Origin of the sequence: uncultured Veillonella sp. (assembly GCF_938010505.1) — a bacterium.
Taxonomy (GTDB): Bacteria; Bacillota; Negativicutes; order Veillonellales; family Veillonellaceae; genus Veillonella.
The window spans coordinates 1-16,285 of sequence record NZ_CALLVP010000092.1 but is presented as its reverse complement, the minus strand read 5'-3'; the positions used below and the strand labels follow the sequence as shown (position 1 = coordinate 16,285).

Sequence of the window (16,285 nt, the reverse complement as noted above, 5' to 3'; positions counted from 1 at the left end):
TACATCATTATTGCTGAGATACGCTTTTGCCTCATTAGCAGATCCAAAGGATGCAGCCCCTAAGGTCACCGCCGGAAAATAATTATAGGCGAACCACATATGGTTGATTTGATAACGCTCCGCCACGGCTAGGTCTATATGGCCTGCCCACGTGGGGTCCGATGTATAGGACACATGAGGTACACCAAGGTTAGCATTGGGTCCAATAACTAGATTAAAGCCCATATCTCGCATTTCGATAGCAGATCGTGTGGCCAAGTTGATGATGCGATCCATCGGTAATTGGCCCCATCGATTTGGCTTCGGCAACCGCAAGAAACCTTCATTCGCATGCAGCACTCTATCGCGATTCACCGCAATATAGGGCGTCACCATACTAGAGGTTATCGCCGTCTGCATGATATCGTTGGTGAAAGCTTTCACTTGATTTTTATTATGAAGATTTTCATTTGTTAGCATAACGCCGCTTACGCGATATTTGCGGATCACATCCTTTTGGGATTGTCCTATTGTATTGCCATGGAGGTTAATCATCATCAGCTGACCCACCTTGTCCTCTTGAGACATAGCCGCAAGCCAAGTGTCCACCTTTTCAGAAACCGGCTTGTCGGACTCCATGACGGCACGGTACGATACCGTTCGTACCGTTTCTTGTTCTGCCTGACTCTCATGTTGGCATCCAGTTGTACCAACGACAGCAACGATTAAGGCGATGCCACTCAGGACACGCCGAAAAAACTGGTTCATCTCTCCTAAAAACTCCTTAATGCTTGCGCAACATTATGAACATTATGAGTTTTCCTATGTGCGTCTCCCAACGCAACACCCATAATTCCCCCTCTAATCCGTACATTATATTTTTATATTATACACTAAATGGTTCATCTTTTCCTCATAATAAAAGCAAGTTTATTATGCTGAATTATCATAATAAAGTTTTAAAGTAAAAATCTATGAATGTTAACAACTATACAAATAAAAATCCTACGAATCGTTTGTAAAGTGACCCTCACCGTAACAAAGGGTTATGTGAGTATCAAGTCACTCATGATCCGTAGGATTCTAATTTTATGTTGTTGTACCCTAAAGAGCTAACTCTACTATGAGTTTATAAGCATTTGATTGCTTTAACAGCCTGAGGTGTAAGTAATCGGCCATCATTAACCTTTGAATTTAGGGGATGTTGGACAAGTTTCAGGGGTTACGTCTTTGCGAGTACCAAGAACTGCGCTGCGGTCTGTGTAATGTGTATGCAAGAGTTCATGTGCCTTGTGGCCCAATGGTTCACCCAAGAAATCTTTGTACAATGTTTGGATTTCTTCATTTTCATAGGAAGCCACCCATTTGTAGTTTGCATCAGCTTCGTAAAGACCGCTGATACGAGCTTCCTTAGTTTTAACTGCTTGAGGCAATTTAGTGCGCGGTTGACCGCCGCCACCGATACAGCCACCTGGGCAAGCCATAACTTCGATGAAGTCATAATGTTTGCCGTTTTCTTTCAAAGCGTTCAAGAAGTCACGAGTATTTTTACCGCCATGAACAACAGCAACGGACAATGTCACATCATCGCCAAGTTGTACAGTTGCTTCTTTTACGCCTTCCATACCACGAACGTCCTCAAGATGAGTCAACGCATGTGGAGGTGGTTCTTTATCAGTGATAAGTTTATAAGCCGTGCGCATAGCCGCTTCCATAACACCACCAGTGTTACCAAAGATGATGGATGCGCCAGTTTCCATACCGATTAAGTCATCAAATTTGGACTCTTCAATAGCATTGAAGTCGAGGTTTTCCTCTTGAATCCAACGAATGAACTCACGAGTAGTGATGGAAATATCTGTATCCATGCCAAGGGATTCGTCATTATGGTAACGAGCCGCTGCATTTTCTTCTTCTCGTTTTGTTTCTGCTTTTTTAGCAGTACAAGGGTTTACAGATACAGATACGATGTTACGAGGATCGATGCCTTTTTTCTCTGCAAAGTACGTTTTAATCATAGCCGCTTCCATAGCGATACAAGAACGCGTGGAAGACAAATTAGGAATCAATTCAGGGAAGTAGATTTCCGCAAAACGTACCCACGCTGGGCAGCAGCTTGTAAACTGAGGAATTTGACCGCCTTTGTTAAGACGTTCCACGAGCTCAGATGCTTCTTCCATAATTGTTAAGTCCGCACCAAAGTTAGTATCTACTACATAGTCTGCACCTAACGCACGCAAGGCACCAACCATTTTACCTTCAAGGAAGGTGCCTGGCTCATGGCCGAAGCCTTCACCGATAGCTACACGAACAGCTGGAGCTGTTTGAATTACGACGATTTTTTCAGGATCAGCAAGGGCTGCTTTTACCTTTTCAAGCTCGGATTTAGCATGCATAGAGTCGAATGGGCATGCTGCCGCACATTGACCGCAATGGATGCATACAGGCACATCACCGTTTGCATCAAGGTCGTAGTAATCAAGTACGCTCATTACATCCGCACAAGCGCGACGGCATAACGTACAGTTTTTACACTTAGAAATGTCGTGATAAATGGATGGATTGTCTAGTGCAATCGGCACGCGTTTATCGATAAATTCGTATTGAGACATGAGGACCTCCTCTAACAAACTATAACTACCAAACCTATTGGGGCGAAATATGCCAAACTACGGAGCACTGCACCCAAGCCATACTTCTGCATCTTACCTATAGTATACGATATGGTGAAAGTTTATACTATGTAGAATTGTTACACTTTGGTACAAAAATCATGTAAAAAGTGTAATATTAATCACATTTTACCACGAATAGCTAAATAATTCACTTATTTTAAAGGGATTAAAAGCCCGTGAACAGAAACTAACTCCATATAACACAACATATGTTAGGTAAATATAATATATTCCAATGAAAATATAAAAAACGCACGTCCTCTGTGAGAACGTGCGTATATGAAGCTTTCACAAAAATAATCAGTCTAAACGAGACATAACTGTTCAACAGTGTATTACGGCTAAGCCCTGTGCTCGTCTATACGATTAGATTATTTACCGCCCCAAATAAGTTGGAATACAGCGTACGCAGGTGTACCTGGCTCAACTTTACGGCTATCTTTGTTAACTTTTTCCTCTTTCACAACATAACCTTGTAAATCATAAAGAGTAACCTTAAGATCTTTTACTTCACGTTTTTTATGATTGAACTCTTCAGTTACGATATAGTGATAACCTTCGTAGTCCATAGCTTTAATATCCATTACAGCTTTTTTATCATCTTTTTTAACGGAGTCGTTGTCGATAGACCAAGTAATACCATTGCTATCAGTATCTACTGTATACCAATTAGCCGCATCAACACTACCAATACCGCCGATTAATAATGCGCCTGCTGCCAAAACAGCTGCCAATGTTTTTTCATAATAATACCTCTCAAAGAAAATACAAAAATATACAAACTAGTATATAAGGAAAAACTAAATATTGTATGAAAAATAAACCTGCTCAATAATTAGGCGTGGAGATTAATTATTAGCGTAACAATTAATGTAATGATTAGGCTATCGTATCTAACCATTGGACCCGAGTCTTAAAGCTTCACATAATAGGTCGAACGGCCGCCACCCTTACGCTGAATACGATCAGCCTTTACAAGAGAACGTATTGCTCCTTCAATAGCACTATCGCTGATATTTGGACACCATTCTCTAATATCTTGCTTTGTGAAAGTCCCTAAATGCCTATCGATGGCAGCTTGCACCTGATTCATCGCAGAACCACTATTTACTATCAAAGCACTACGGTCCTCAAAGTCATGATAAGCGGCTAATAGCATTTGTAACCAATACCGAATGAAAGCCCTAGGGCAGGAGCTTTCACCATACCACGCATCACTAGACTCGCGTAAAGCCGCATAATACATGTCCTTATTTGCTGCGATTTTAGCCTCTAAGGACACATATTTACCAACCATAAAACCACTACGATATAACAATAACGTTGTCAACAATCGACTCATACGACCGTTTCCATCATTAAATGGGTGAATACATAAAAAGTCATGAATAAATATAGGAATCGCTAGGAGTGGTTCCACCTCGCCATTTCCTACAGTCCGATTATATTCCGCACAAATCTGATCTAAAGCCTCAGCTGTTTCATAAGGAGCCAACGGAGTAAACAAGACCTCAGTATGCCCATTCGGATATGTGGCACTAATATAATTCTGTACGCTCTTTAACTGCCCACCACGTGCATTAAACTGGTAATTATACAAAATCTTGTGCAACTGCAAAATATGGTTCCGAGACAACGATATGGAATCATAACTCTCATGGATAACATTCAATGCATCACGATATCCCATGATTTCCTGCTCATCTCGATTACGAGGTGTCGTCTTGTCAGCCACTAACTGCCGGAGGCGAGTACTCGTCGTCACAATCCCTTCAATCGCATTTGAAGCCTCTGTACTCTGTACCTTTGCCAACTCCACAAGCGAGTCTACTATAGCAGGACTCTGTGAAAGCAAAACCTCCTCCTTGCCATTTGCCCGATAAATCCCCGCAATAAGACTCAAAATATCCATATCCCACGACAAAGATTGAATCTGACCATACTCAAAACCACGCATACGCACACCTCCATTCCGCTCTAATCCCTTATAAACAAAACTATTCCCTTAAATTATACCATAAAATAAGGGAATAAATAATTCTCTATTTCTCTATCTTGTGTAATCCAACGGATTTGAAAGCTGATATTCGCCCTGTAAGAGTACTAATGATATAGAAAGCCCCGAACTGTTCTGAAAACGACTTAGGTCACTATGGAGGCTTTCAGGATAGTTCGGGGCTACTTATACATTCTGAATATCTAAATAGACAGAGCGAATATCAGCTACTATTAAATTGTTGGATTATTTACCCCATAGGGCCTGCATAACTTCTGCCCCCATGGTATCCGATTCAATTTTCGTAGGTTTTTGTGCTTCTTTACTGGACAATAACGCTACACCAGCATTGCTATATACTGTTGTATCAAGTTCTGTCCATGTTTTTTCTTTGCGGTCGATTCGTACTGTGTAGATATATGTGAAACCTTCTACATTGTTGATTTTAACGAGCACTGTCGCCGCATCATCTGTTTTATATACAGAAGAGTTGTCAATAAACCATGCCGCATCGTCAGCATCAGCATCGATATAGTACCAGTCAGCAGCACTAGCTTGACCAAAGCCAGCTACAAAGAAAACTCCTGCTGCAAACATAGCAGCTAGCCATTTTTTCATTTTCAAACTCCTCAACACTAGAGGCGACCATCTAGGATGGTCGCCCACAGTTACTTAATATATAGTATTTTATATTATTCTTCTACTTCTTCTTCGATTTCAGCGCCAGGAATAACAGCAATACTAGCTACTTTATCGCCTTCGTCGAGGTTTTGTGTTTTCACACCAGAAATAGCTTTGCCTTTCTTCACAGCGATGTCGTTCATGTTGAAGCGGATAATTTTGCCTTGCTCAGAGATAAGCATGACTTCGTCATCATTATGAACAACCTCTACGGCCACTACGTCGCCTGTTTTGTTCGTAATCTTGAAGTTCTTAGAGCCTTTACCACCGCGTTTTTGCAATGTGTAAGCTTCTGCATCATTGCGCTTACCGAATCCTTCTTCGGAAATAGTAAACACTTGTGCTTCGCTTTCATCATTATTAAGAACACCAGCGCCTACAACCACGTCGCCTGCATTGAGTTTAATGCCGCGCACGCCGTGAGCCGCACGTTTCATGAGACGCACATCGTTTTCGCTGAAGCGAATAGCGATACCCAATTTAGTACCAATCAAGATGTCTTGCTTGCCAGTCGTTACGTTGACGGAAATCAAGTGATCCCCTTCGTCGAGGTTAATCGCATTGAGCCCAGAACGACGGATGTTGCGGTATTCTTCGATAGCTGTACGTTTTACAACGCCGAACTCGGTTACCATGAATAAGTTTACGTCTTCATGGACGCGTTCAAGGTCAATCATAGTCGTAACGGATTCGCCTACAGCGAGTGGCAATACGTTAACCATTGCGGTGCCACGAGAATTACGTGTACCTGCTTCTGGCACTTCATACGCTTTCAAACGGTAAGTACGACCTGTAGACGTGAAGAATAGCAATGTATTATGCGTGCGAACATGCATAATTTGCGTTACATAATCGTCTTCCTTCGTCTTCATGCCGATAACGCCAGCGCCGCCTTTATGTTGGTTGCGATATACGTTCGCGTTCATTCGTTTGATGTAACCTTGTTTAGTCAAGGTAATAACCATCTCTTCGTCAGCGATGAGGTCTTCTACATCAAGGTCGGACGTATCGATCGTGATTTCAGAACGACGAGGGTCGCCGTATTTTTTCTTCATATCATCGAGTTCGTCTTTGATGATTTGACGTTGACGCGCTTCGCTAGCCAAGATAGCTTTCAAATCTTCGATCAATGCCAACAATTCCTTGTATTCGTCTTCGATTTTCTCGCGTTCCAAGCCTGTTAAACGACGTAAACGCATGTCGAGGATGGCTACCGCTTGTTTTTCTGAAAGCCCGAATTTTTGCATCAATGCGTTACGTGCAATTTCGTCAGTTTGAGAACTGCGGATTGTAGCGATAACTTCATCGATGTGATCGAGAGCGATCAATAAACCTTCCAAGATGTGTGCACGCGCTTCGGCTTTGTTAAGCTCGAATTGAGTACGGCGTACGATTACATCGAGGCGGTGATCTAAGTAATAACCCAATACTTCTTTCAAATTCAATACGCGAGGATGACCATCCACGAGGGCCAGCATGATCACGCCGAAAGATTCTTGAAGTTGAGTGTGTTTATATAATTTGTTAAGAACAATATCTGGTTGCACATCAGCACGCAATTCGATAACGATGCGCATACCTTGACGGTCAGATTCATCGCGAAGCGCTGTGATGCCATCGATAACCTTGTCACGGCTCAAGTTCGCAATGGTTTCAATAACGCGAGCCTTATTAACTTGGTACGGAATCTCAGTCACTACGATTTTATGCTTGCCCTTGGACATCTCTTCGATGGTTGCACGAGCACGCATTTTAACGCTACCACGACCTATGGAGTACGCTTTTTTGATGCCATCTCGGCCCAAAATGAGCGCCCCAGTCGGGAAGTCTGGGCCTTTGATTTGCGTCATCAATTCTTCCACAGTTACCTCTGGATTGTCGATGAGCATAGTAAGACCATTACACACCTCGTTGAGGTTATGTGGTGGAATATTTGTCGCCATCCCTACGGCGATACCGCTGGAACCATTGATGAGAAGATTTGGAATCTTCGCTGGCAATACTGTTGGTTCTTGCAAGCTTTCATCATAGTTCGGCATGAAATCAACAGTTTCCTTGTCGATATCGGCAAGCATTTCTGTTGTAATCTTCGCCATACGTACTTCGGTATAACGCATCGCAGCGGCACTATCGCCGTCGATGGAACCAAAGTTACCGTGACCGTCTACCAAAAGGTAGCGCGTATTGAAATCCTGCGCCAAACGAACCGTCGCATCATAAACGGAGCTATCACCATGCGGATGATACTTACCGAGTACGTCACCGACGATACGAGCGGATTTCTTATACGGTTTATTTGGCGTCATGCCTGTTTCGTGCATCGCGTACAAAATACGACGATGCACCGGTTTCAAGCCATCGCGCACATCTGGAAGAGCGCGCATAACGATTACGGACATCGCGTAGTCGATGTACGCATTCTTCATTTCTTTATCAATCTGAACGGGATGAATATTCCCGTGGGACCATTGTTGGTCTGCCACAATCTCACCTCATTTTACTAACACTGATACTAATTCATCATATAATTATAGCATTTTTGCGTATATAACGCTATATTTTGTAAAAGTTCCTTCCCATTACATGGCCCAATTGTACACCTGTTGCCCAACTGTAATTAATTCTATAAAATATAGTAACCTCTATCTCTTATTTAATGAGCCACATGTTGTATCATATGATCTAAAATGCTAACAAAATCTCGTTCTACAGCCGAAGTGTCATTACCAGTACTACCAATGCCTGTTAGCATGGTTTCTTTCCAATCATTTTTTGCCATAAATCGAAAGGCGATCAAATACTTAGCTTTTGTTTTGTCCGCTTCTCCTTTTGGTAGATAATAAAAGCCTACGCTTCTATCAGAAGGAGGGTGCAATAACGCTGGGTTGTCTTGCGGTTTATACAGACTATATATAGATTTCATAAAGGTTAGAATATCTTTACCCTTTACAGATTCGTCTACAAAGATAATCTCATCATATGTGAATAAAGATATCTTATTAGTACCTGCCACACGTGTCGCTTTAGACTTAGCTAACTCCAAGGCTTCCTCGTGCGTCGCCATCCGCATGCCATACTGCTTAGCACGCTCCACTAACGAACCATTCAAATGAACTAAATACGCTTGTGAATACGCAAAGTCCGCATCATTTTTTCGCTCGCCACCAGGGGCCGGCAAGGTTGGTCGCTTTACTACAGAATTTGTAGTAAAGGAAATACCATTACTTTCATCATAAAACACATACACATTTCGCTGGAATGGCTTCTCCTTCTCTACCACAGACGACTGGAGAACAAGATTCGGATGCACAACCGAAAACTCCTTCTCCACGCTAGACTTGATATCCTCTGGTGTAGCAGGATCACCATTCTCCGTCGTCCAAATGAAAGAACAACCACTCAACACAACACTATAAATACACACCACAACTAACAACACATACCTAAACAACCTCATACACAACCACACCTCTCCCCAATAATCCGTCACGTATCAAATCTTACTATCAAATATATAAATACAATCATTCATAAATTTAGCTAATTGTTGATACTCTACTTCACTGCCTTTTCCCAATCAGGGGCCTCGCCCCATGCGAAAGGAAAAGGGCTTTTGTTGTTAATGGTCGAAGCAACTAGTTAATAGAAAACATAGGTATGGATGGGACGAATTCACATATAACGTTATAAAAAGGGATTCCCTTATTGATGAGCGACTTAGCTCGCTTTGGAGCGAAGAGATAAGGGAATCCCTTTTTTAACAATCTAGCAGATTTGTATTCGGGCCCCATCCATACTATTTTCGGTTATTCGCCATTAACAACAATCACTTAACTAGCACATCCAATTGATTCATTCGAAAATCCTCTATCACGTTCATAAATCCCCTATGATGTATCGGATTTTCGCTCATTCCGAATAGATGACTGTTGCAGTCACAATCGCTGCACCCAAAGTTCGGTACATTCCATTCCGCAATAGCTCGCACCGCATCAGCGAGAGCACATTCTACGTCAATTTTAGTTAAATCTACATCTGCGCTTTCACGAGCAGCCAAGTCATCGTCAGAGAATTTACCTTTACGCCGTTCCTGAGCAGAAATTGTCATAGCCTGCGGCCGCCCACTAGTACGAATCGGCAAGCCCGCTATCATTTCACAGTGACCGCGGAAGTAATCTAAATGCCAGTGCATTTTCTTCCGTTTTCGTTTATGACGTTCAATACGTTTTGTTAAATTTGCCTTCGCAGAACCAACGTACATATAATAACCAGATTTGAAATGCATTATCCCTTTAGAACCGATTTCGAGATCTAGATCGTGATCGAGGTGCATGACCATCACATACACGCCACTATCATGAGCCTCTATATCGAGAATACTACTAGGATAGGAACATTCATGTGTCACCGTAGGCATAGTGAAAGTCTCATTCCACGCCACAGCAACGGCTTTCCAATCTAACGAAGGTGCCACCTCTTTAAAGGTTTTGGCAAATTCCAAATCCGTATGATAATCTGGCAAGAACCACTGCGCTTGGTCCCATTGTACAAGGAATAGAACGCCTGTGTGGTAACCTTCGTTTTGTAATTCTTTCAGATGCAATAAATGCTTGCGGCCTCGCTCTGTAATCGCATCAGGGAACATGGCTCCCGTCTTGGAGAACAGGGTACAGGACTTAACCTCTAGCAAGAACTCATCGCCCTTATCATTGGTAAGGAGTAAGTCAAAACGGGAAGATGTACCGTGTAGTTTAACCGTATACTCCCGTCTGACTACGCGCCATTCCTCCCAACCAGGGATCAGTTTATTTTCGATTAAATGCTGCGCCACATCGTTGCTGTAGTTTGTGTCAAGCATAATCACAACGCCATCACGCTCGATGCCTACCACGCGGTATTTCGTTTTTGCATCAGGCTTATCATGAGGCACGATATACATCGTTACACCCGTAAATAAAAGCTCCCACATACGCCCTGGGTTAGGCAAATGAGCAAGCACACTTTCACCATTCAAATCTAAAGTCACCACAAAACGATTCGGGCGACCTATATATGTTGCTTTTAAAATAGTATCGTAAAGGACTTTCATCATATCTCCTACATCAAGAATATTCTATGTGTCTATTATACGATATGTAACCTATAGGTTTCACCTGTAAACAATATCGTATATAATTATATTTAACAAACAATCAATAATTAATATTAAAAAGTTCTATTTTTGTAGCTGTGGTTACATTATTGTTTGTTAAAATGGTTTATACTAAGAGCGTCGGGTCAGTATTCTAAATACCCATACTGATCATTACGCCGGGTTTTGACGAGGCCTCGCCTTAGTTGATCTCATCCCACTTGTCCGTATATATGTGCGAAGCTTTTACAAAACCCTATGGCGTAAATAATTAATATATAAAGAATTACATAGATTGACTAAGTAGTTTTAGCCACTATTCTCCGCAGAGAGGGCTCGAGAAAGGATTTATCATGGCACAAATTGCAGCAAATTTACAACGCATTAAAAACGGCCAACGCCGTTATGCAATTACACCTCGCATTCCTGGAGGTTTCATTCAACCTGATCAATTACAAAAATATATCGACGTAGCGAATGAGTTCGGCGCTGTTCTTAAATTAACTGGCAGCCAACGCATTATGATTACGAATTTGAAAGCAGAAGACGTAGATAAAGCATGGGAGATGCTTGGCATGGAGCCAGCGTACACTGTATCTAACCGCGTGCGCAGCGTAAAAATCTGCCCAGGTACTACCTTCTGTAAACGCGCTAAACAAGACAGCGTACATCTTGGCATGCAAATCGAACGCAAGTACTTGTCCCTTGAAATGCCAAGCAAAATGAAAATCGGCGTGTCCGGTTGTCCAAATTCTTGTACTGAAAGCCGCATGAAAGATGTGGGCGTTATCGGTACTGTAGAAGGTTGGAATGTATACGCTGGCGGTAGCGGCGGCGCGCATCCTCGCATCGGCGACCTCATTGCAGAGGTTAAAACTGAAAAAGAAGCTCTTGCATTAGTTGATCGAATCATCGCATACTATAAAGAAAACGCACAAATCGAACGCATGGGCGAATTCATCGACCGCATCGGTTTAGAGGCTTTCAAAGCAGCTGTATTGGGCGACCTTGAAGGTGCTCCAGCTGAAAGCAAGTCCGAAGAACCAGCTGTGTTCTTGCCTGGTCAAGGTAACGATCCTGAAGTCGAAGCACCTCGCCTCGAAGCAGGTTCCCCGATCACACCAGATACAATCATTCGCGACATCGTGGATACCTATCCAAATGTTGTGCCAGTATTACAAAGCATTGGCATGGGTTGCCTAGGTTGTCCTTCTGCCACAGCTGAGCCATTATGGCAAGCCGCAGAAATTCACGGTTTTAATGTATACGATTTAGTAGAGAAATTAGAAACAGCACGAAAAGGAGCTTAATATGTCCGCATTCTTAGGTCACATCCATTACTGGTTGTATCGTAAAATTCAATTGCTCGTTGAGCGTGAAAACTTGATTTTAGAAAAAACAACTAAAGTTGTTGATGATTTGGCAGAGGAATTACATTCTATCTCCGTAGATACATACGGCGAGCCAATCAATCCAAGCATTCCTTTGGAAAACATCATTGACCACGGCAATATTCACGGCTGGTTAGCTAACCAAATCAACATTGCTTCCGTTCGTGAAGCAGCTTTCATCAAAGATATGCTCGACACAAATTCCGGCGATGAAGCAGTACACGTGGTAACAGCTATCCTCGATGCCTTTGCAGTACAAGGCCAAGCATGTGGCGTTGTGGCACAAGACAGCCTTGAGGAACACACTGCACCAGCGATTTACAATGCGCTACAAAACTTCTACGTAAATGGCATGCCTTGTGATGGCGGTGACCAAGTGGTTTCTGAAAGCCCTGACGAATTTACATGGGTTGGTGACCACAGATTACAAGCAGGCTACTGGCGTACAGCGGGCGTTGACCCTAAATTCATGGCTGTAGCGTACCAAACATGGTTCGAAGCTTTTGTGAAAGCTATCGATCCAGCCTTTGAACTTGTAACGACTGAAGAAAACGGCACACGTTTATATACAATTAAGAAAAAATAAATAATAAATACATAACATTTCGTTTGTTTAGGGACTATAAACGAACGAAAACGGGCAAAAAAGCGAACGTAAAACTTTACGTTCGTTTTTTATATAGTAAATGTATCATTGTATATTCAATTGATCTTTATATATCCAATTGTTCTTTATATATTCAATCTACCAGCATTTACGCCCCCCCTATTTTGCTCAATATAGGTAAAAAAAGCATACAATGTTAAATGATACATATTTCTTTCAAAACTGTAGCTATAGGCACAGCATTGATAAGCAATATCATTTATAATATAATTATAAGGTAATTACACAATGTAAAATTAAGTGTTAGCGTAAGCTTTCAGAACATAAAAAGCTAGAATTAGGAGGTCTATTATGGCAGGCACAGTTAATCAAGAATTAGGTTTATTATTCCAAGGTCCTAACTATGTAATCGTAAAAAAAGGCGGTAAAGCTGGTGAAAAAGTTGAAAAACACAACCACCCAGAAGCTAATGTTATCTTTACAGTAGTAAAAGGTAAAGTACAAGTGTTCCTTAACGAAACTGAAGAACACGTACTTGTACCAGGCCAAGTATTAGAATTCAACGGCGATAACTACATCCAAGCAACACTCGTAGAAGACAGCGAATTCGTTGTAAACCTTATTCACAAACCTGAATAAAATACCAAAGGACAGTTGATACAAGCAACTGTCCTTTTTATATGGTGTATGTATTAAAAAGAAATACTATAGTTATTAGGTTTTATATAGCTATTTAGTGGTTCAGTTATATCCATAGTTATTAAATACCCACAAGATAATACATAATCTAAAGAGCATTCTTTTAAAAGGAATTATAGGTTGTGAATTTGCTTATATCAAAGCGTTTCGTATGACCTGGTGCAGGAACACAATCCGGATGCGGATATCCTATTGGAAAGATGGCTACAGGAATGATATGATCAGGCAAGTTATATGCCTTGCGTACTTTAGCAGGATCAAAGTGAGCAATCCACGTTGTACCTAAACCGATATCGGCTACGGTAAACATAATATGAGAGCCTACAATGCTAGCGTCTACAACGCCCATGTCCGCATCATCATATTCCCGTTTCCAACTCACTGTATTATCATAACAAACAATAATCGCCAACGGCGCATTGAAGTGGCCATTTGTGCAGCCTTTTAGTTTGTTCAATCTATCTTCTGTATTTAAGACGAGCAGTCGTTGCGGCTGATAATTATGAGCCGTAGGGGCTAATCTAGCTACTTCTAACAAAATATCTACCTTTTCTTGCTCCACTGATCGAGTATCAAATTTTCGAACCGAATACCGCTCTGTGGCTAATGCTTTAAAATCTTTCATTAGATTTCACTCCTTTATCGGATGCATCCAAATGTATTTTAATAAAAATCCCCTAGCTGATTCCTCAGTTAGGGGGTTTTGTGCTTATTATTTTTTAATACGACTGATTACTTCGTTAGTAATGTTCTCGATTTTGCTGTTAGAGTCAGCAGCACGAATTGTGTATGGATCATCCAACACTACGTCCATTTGTTTTTCAACGCGAATAGCTTCAATAGTGTTGTGAATTGCTTGCATCATAGGTTGAGCAATTTTGTTGATTTCTTCATTTTCTTTTTGAAGCAATGGAGCTACAGTTTTGTTGAATTCAGCTTCTGCTTGTGCGGAGTCTTGAATTTTTTCAATTTCTTGTACTTTTTTTTCAATTTGTGGACGGTATTGAGCATCTACTTGTTGCATTTTCATATCTAATGCACCGTAGCCAGGGTAGCTATTTACTACTTGGCTCATATTTACTAAGCCAATGTTAGCAGCACTTGCTACTGCAGCAGTAGCAGACATAGCACCAACGATAGCTAAGGTAGTCAATTTTTTAGATAATTTCATCTGAAATCCTCCTCGATTAAAAGTGTCGCTATACAATCTAATAGTGTACTATTTTTACTATAACAAATCTTGCTAACTTTCACAAGACTCTGTTAAATAGCATAATAAAGGCCTATGAACTGCTTATGAAAGTCAGTAGGACTTAAAATAATACCCACAGGTATGCTCTAAAAATTTTAAAAGCAGTCTATACGGATATATTCAGAGCACACATGTGGGTATTTCGGCTTTCACCAATTATTTATAATTCGTCACCGAATTATTGTTCATCGTTCAAATAGATGTATTTATCGGATTTCAATTTGGACACGAGATCAGGCACCAAACCGATGAGGCGATCGAAGCTGCTGCTATAAGGATTGCCCTTAATGTTGAACAATTCAATGCGGTCACCTTTAATAACGAGGATAGCACTTGGTTCCATTTTGGCACCACCGCCACCGCCGCCAGATTCTTGGTTTTTATTGGCTGTGCAGTGGTTTGTACCAGTACCGAAGCCAAAGGTTACGTCAACAAATGGAACAAGTGTAGTATCGCCGATTTGCACAGCTTCGCCAACTACAGTTTCCACTTTAATCATATTTTTGAATTTCTCGAATAGGACTTCCAAATTCTCTTTTACATTACTGTTCTCCATCACAGTACCTCCGCTTTTTGTGAAAGTATCGTAGCTGTATGTTCAATTATTATATTACATATAAGTAGCCTTTATATTGCCTATATAGTTTTGACATGTAATAAATTATCGTATACAGCTCATATACTCAATTGACTTAATATATCCTTACGCTGTTTGGCCTTGTGCGGCTTTTAGCTTTTCTAAATGCTTTGCTTCCTTCCGTTTAACCCAGAAAACGCGAGCACTTTCTCCCAATAGGGATCGCATCGGTTTAGATACTAAGAATCTAGTACCATGCCAAGCCAATACACCGAGAATCATGCGACCTTTGATATGACCACTGCCTTCGGCCGCCCAGTTCACATAATCTATTTCGATAGACTCTGCTTGCTCTGGCCAAATGCTATACAACATAGATGCGATAAGCCCCATGCGATACGGGTCACCAATACCAAATCGCCCTTCTATGGCCACATCACGTGGTTTAGAGTGGTCATAACATCGCTTCGACACCAGGAATAACTGATGCCACAATTCTGTATTTCTCACATGTTTCATAAACCAGAATGTAGGAATTTCAGACTTGAATGATGCTACCGGATCATTTGGATCAGGCTTTTCAAAACGTTTTTTAATGGTCGTTTTGATATCATTTACCTTCGTAAATACCTTTTCCTTAATGGAACCGTCGCTATTGAAAGTAACGCGACTTACCACTTCGTCATCATCTTGAATGTGAGCCGTTGGATCTTGTTGAATCGAGTCATACCGATCAGCACGAGCTTGTGCATCCATATCCTTAGATGCCGCATCAGGTCGTTCAATACGTTCCTTTAGACTAGGTGAGCTACCTGCCCCTGGTGACTCATCATCACCAAAGGTTGTACTAGAAGCTTGAGAGCTCTTCAAATCATCAAAGCTTGTGCCACTAGAACTTGCGGTCGGTCCTTGTCCCTCTCCATTCATAGCCTTAGCAAATGCTTGAGCTTGAGACATATCGCCATCATCGTCCATTACCTTTTGGTATTCTTCATCTACACGATTTTCAAGCCATTGTTCATAGTCTTTCACAGGACCAATCTTGAGCATACCTAAAACATATAATTCCTTAAAAAATGGTTTATCCTGTAAGTACGCTAAATGGAGTGAAAACACGCGCCACAGCCATTTGATACGCATCTCGCCACGATATGGTGTGCGTCCATCGATTTCGATGCTATATGTGATTGGTGTCAGTAGGATAATTAAGATGAGTGCTACAATGATGGCCAGGATACTGAAGGCCACAATAGCCACTGTACTCAACCACATCACCTCCTTAGGTGTTCCTATGATT

At 41.5% G+C, this 16,285-nt stretch carries 15 protein-coding genes; 3 read left to right on the top strand and 12 right to left on the bottom strand.

The genetic code is table 11. The features are described 5' to 3' along the window. The 8 genes from Q0507_RS05670 to sfsA form a co-directional block, all read right to left on the bottom strand. The coding region (locus tag Q0507_RS05670; RefSeq protein ID WP_298713657.1) for a glycoside hydrolase family 3 N-terminal domain-containing protein at positions 1–747 on the bottom strand (747 nt) is incomplete at its 3' end. Between the two features lie 413 nt (positions 748–1,160). Beyond that, the gene (locus tag Q0507_RS05665) at positions 1,161–2,591 is read right to left on the bottom strand and encodes a [FeFe] hydrogenase, group A (protein WP_298713654.1); all 1,431 of its coding nucleotides are present in this window, start codon (positions 2,589–2,591) and stop codon (positions 1,161–1,163) included. A 434-nt stretch (positions 2,592–3,025) separates the two neighbouring features. Next, positions 3,026–3,388 carry a hypothetical protein gene (locus tag Q0507_RS05660; RefSeq protein WP_298713651.1) on the bottom strand — a complete coding sequence of 121 codons (363 nt, stop codon included), beginning with the start codon at positions 3,386–3,388 and terminating at the stop codon, positions 3,026–3,028. A 179-nt stretch (positions 3,389–3,567) separates the two neighbouring features. After that, on the bottom strand, positions 3,568–4,611 hold the full coding sequence (locus Q0507_RS05655) for a Fic family protein (RefSeq protein WP_298713648.1): 1,044 nt from the start codon (positions 4,609–4,611) through the stop codon (positions 3,568–3,570). A 285-nt stretch (positions 4,612–4,896) separates the two neighbouring features. Next, the gene (locus Q0507_RS05650; protein ID WP_298713645.1) at positions 4,897–5,268 is read right to left on the bottom strand and encodes a hypothetical protein; all 372 of its coding nucleotides are present in this window, start codon (positions 5,266–5,268) and stop codon (positions 4,897–4,899) included. A gap of 74 nt (positions 5,269–5,342) precedes the next feature. Next, positions 5,343–7,814, bottom strand: a complete 2,472-nt coding sequence (gyrA, locus tag Q0507_RS05645) for a DNA gyrase subunit A (RefSeq protein WP_298713642.1) — start codon at positions 7,812–7,814, stop codon at positions 5,343–5,345. A gap of 170 nt (positions 7,815–7,984) precedes the next feature. Beyond that, on the bottom strand, positions 7,985–8,788 hold the full coding sequence (locus Q0507_RS05640; RefSeq protein ID WP_298713639.1) for a hypothetical protein: 804 nt from the start codon (positions 8,786–8,788) through the stop codon (positions 7,985–7,987). Between the two features lie 369 nt (positions 8,789–9,157). Then, a complete protein-coding gene (gene sfsA, locus Q0507_RS05635) occupies positions 9,158–10,420 on the bottom strand; it encodes a DNA/RNA nuclease SfsA (RefSeq protein ID WP_298713660.1) in 1,263 nt (420 codons plus the stop codon). Positions 10,421–10,815: 395 nt separating this feature from the next. On the opposite strand from sfsA, the gene Q0507_RS05630 reads away from it, so the two are divergent. The 3 genes from Q0507_RS05630 (at position 10,816) to Q0507_RS05620 (ending at position 13,099) form a co-directional block, all read left to right on the top strand. After that, positions 10,816–11,772, top strand: a complete 957-nt coding sequence (locus Q0507_RS05630; RefSeq protein WP_298713636.1) for a DUF1858 domain-containing protein — start codon at positions 10,816–10,818, stop codon at positions 11,770–11,772. A gap of 1 nt (position 11,773) precedes the next feature. Then, on the top strand, positions 11,774–12,439 hold the full coding sequence (locus Q0507_RS05625; RefSeq protein WP_298713633.1) for a hypothetical protein: 666 nt from the start codon (positions 11,774–11,776) through the stop codon (positions 12,437–12,439). Between the two features lie 372 nt (positions 12,440–12,811). Beyond that, complete coding sequence (locus tag Q0507_RS05620) at positions 12,812–13,099, top strand: cupin domain-containing protein (protein ID WP_004694414.1); 288 nt, start codon at positions 12,812–12,814, stop codon at positions 13,097–13,099. Positions 13,100–13,262: 163 nt separating this feature from the next. Here Q0507_RS05620 and Q0507_RS05615 read toward each other — a convergent pair whose 3' ends face one another. From Q0507_RS05615 to Q0507_RS05600, 4 genes are all read right to left on the bottom strand, one after another. Further along, entirely contained in the window at positions 13,263–13,784 is a 522-nt protein-coding gene (locus tag Q0507_RS05615; protein WP_298713628.1) for a nitroreductase family protein, read from the bottom strand. An 87-nt stretch (positions 13,785–13,871) separates the two neighbouring features. Continuing rightward, positions 13,872–14,330 carry an OmpH family outer membrane protein gene (locus tag Q0507_RS05610; protein ID WP_298713625.1) on the bottom strand — a complete coding sequence of 153 codons (459 nt, stop codon included), beginning with the start codon at positions 14,328–14,330 and terminating at the stop codon, positions 13,872–13,874. 259 nt (positions 14,331–14,589) lie between these two features. Further along, complete coding sequence (locus Q0507_RS05605; protein ID WP_004694406.1) at positions 14,590–14,967, bottom strand: GerW family sporulation protein; 378 nt, start codon at positions 14,965–14,967, stop codon at positions 14,590–14,592. A 147-nt stretch (positions 14,968–15,114) separates the two neighbouring features. Then, a complete protein-coding gene (locus tag Q0507_RS05600) occupies positions 15,115–16,254 on the bottom strand; it encodes a hypothetical protein (RefSeq protein ID WP_367268452.1) in 1,140 nt (379 codons plus the stop codon). Between the last annotated feature and the right edge of the window lie 31 nt (positions 16,255–16,285).

Coding starts and splice junctions, on each gene's coding strand:
- Q0507_RS05665 (WP_298713654.1), bottom strand. CDS start 2,591: ATGTCTCAATACGAATTTATCGATAAACGCGTGCCGATTGCACTAGAC.
- Q0507_RS05655 (WP_298713648.1), bottom strand. CDS start 4,611: ATGCGTGGTTTTGAGTATGGTCAGATTCAATCTTTGTCGTGGGATATG.
- Q0507_RS05650 (WP_298713645.1), bottom strand. CDS start 5,268: ATGAAAAAATGGCTAGCTGCTATGTTTGCAGCAGGAGTTTTCTTTGTA.
- Q0507_RS05640 (WP_298713639.1), bottom strand. CDS start 8,788: ATGAGGTTGTTTAGGTATGTGTTGTTAGTTGTGGTGTGTATTTATAGT.
- sfsA (WP_298713660.1), bottom strand. CDS start 10,420: ATGAAAGTCCTTTACGATACTATTTTAAAAGCAACATATATAGGTCGC.
- Q0507_RS05630 (WP_298713636.1), top strand. CDS start 10,816: ATGGCACAAATTGCAGCAAATTTACAACGCATTAAAAACGGCCAACGC.
- Q0507_RS05625 (WP_298713633.1), top strand. CDS start 11,774: ATGTCCGCATTCTTAGGTCACATCCATTACTGGTTGTATCGTAAAATT.
- Q0507_RS05620 (WP_004694414.1), top strand. CDS start 12,812: ATGGCAGGCACAGTTAATCAAGAATTAGGTTTATTATTCCAAGGTCCT.
- Q0507_RS05615 (WP_298713628.1), bottom strand. CDS start 13,784: ATGAAAGATTTTAAAGCATTAGCCACAGAGCGGTATTCGGTTCGAAAA.
- Q0507_RS05610 (WP_298713625.1), bottom strand. CDS start 14,330: ATGAAATTATCTAAAAAATTGACTACCTTAGCTATCGTTGGTGCTATG.
- Q0507_RS05605 (WP_004694406.1), bottom strand. CDS start 14,967: ATGGAGAACAGTAATGTAAAAGAGAATTTGGAAGTCCTATTCGAGAAA.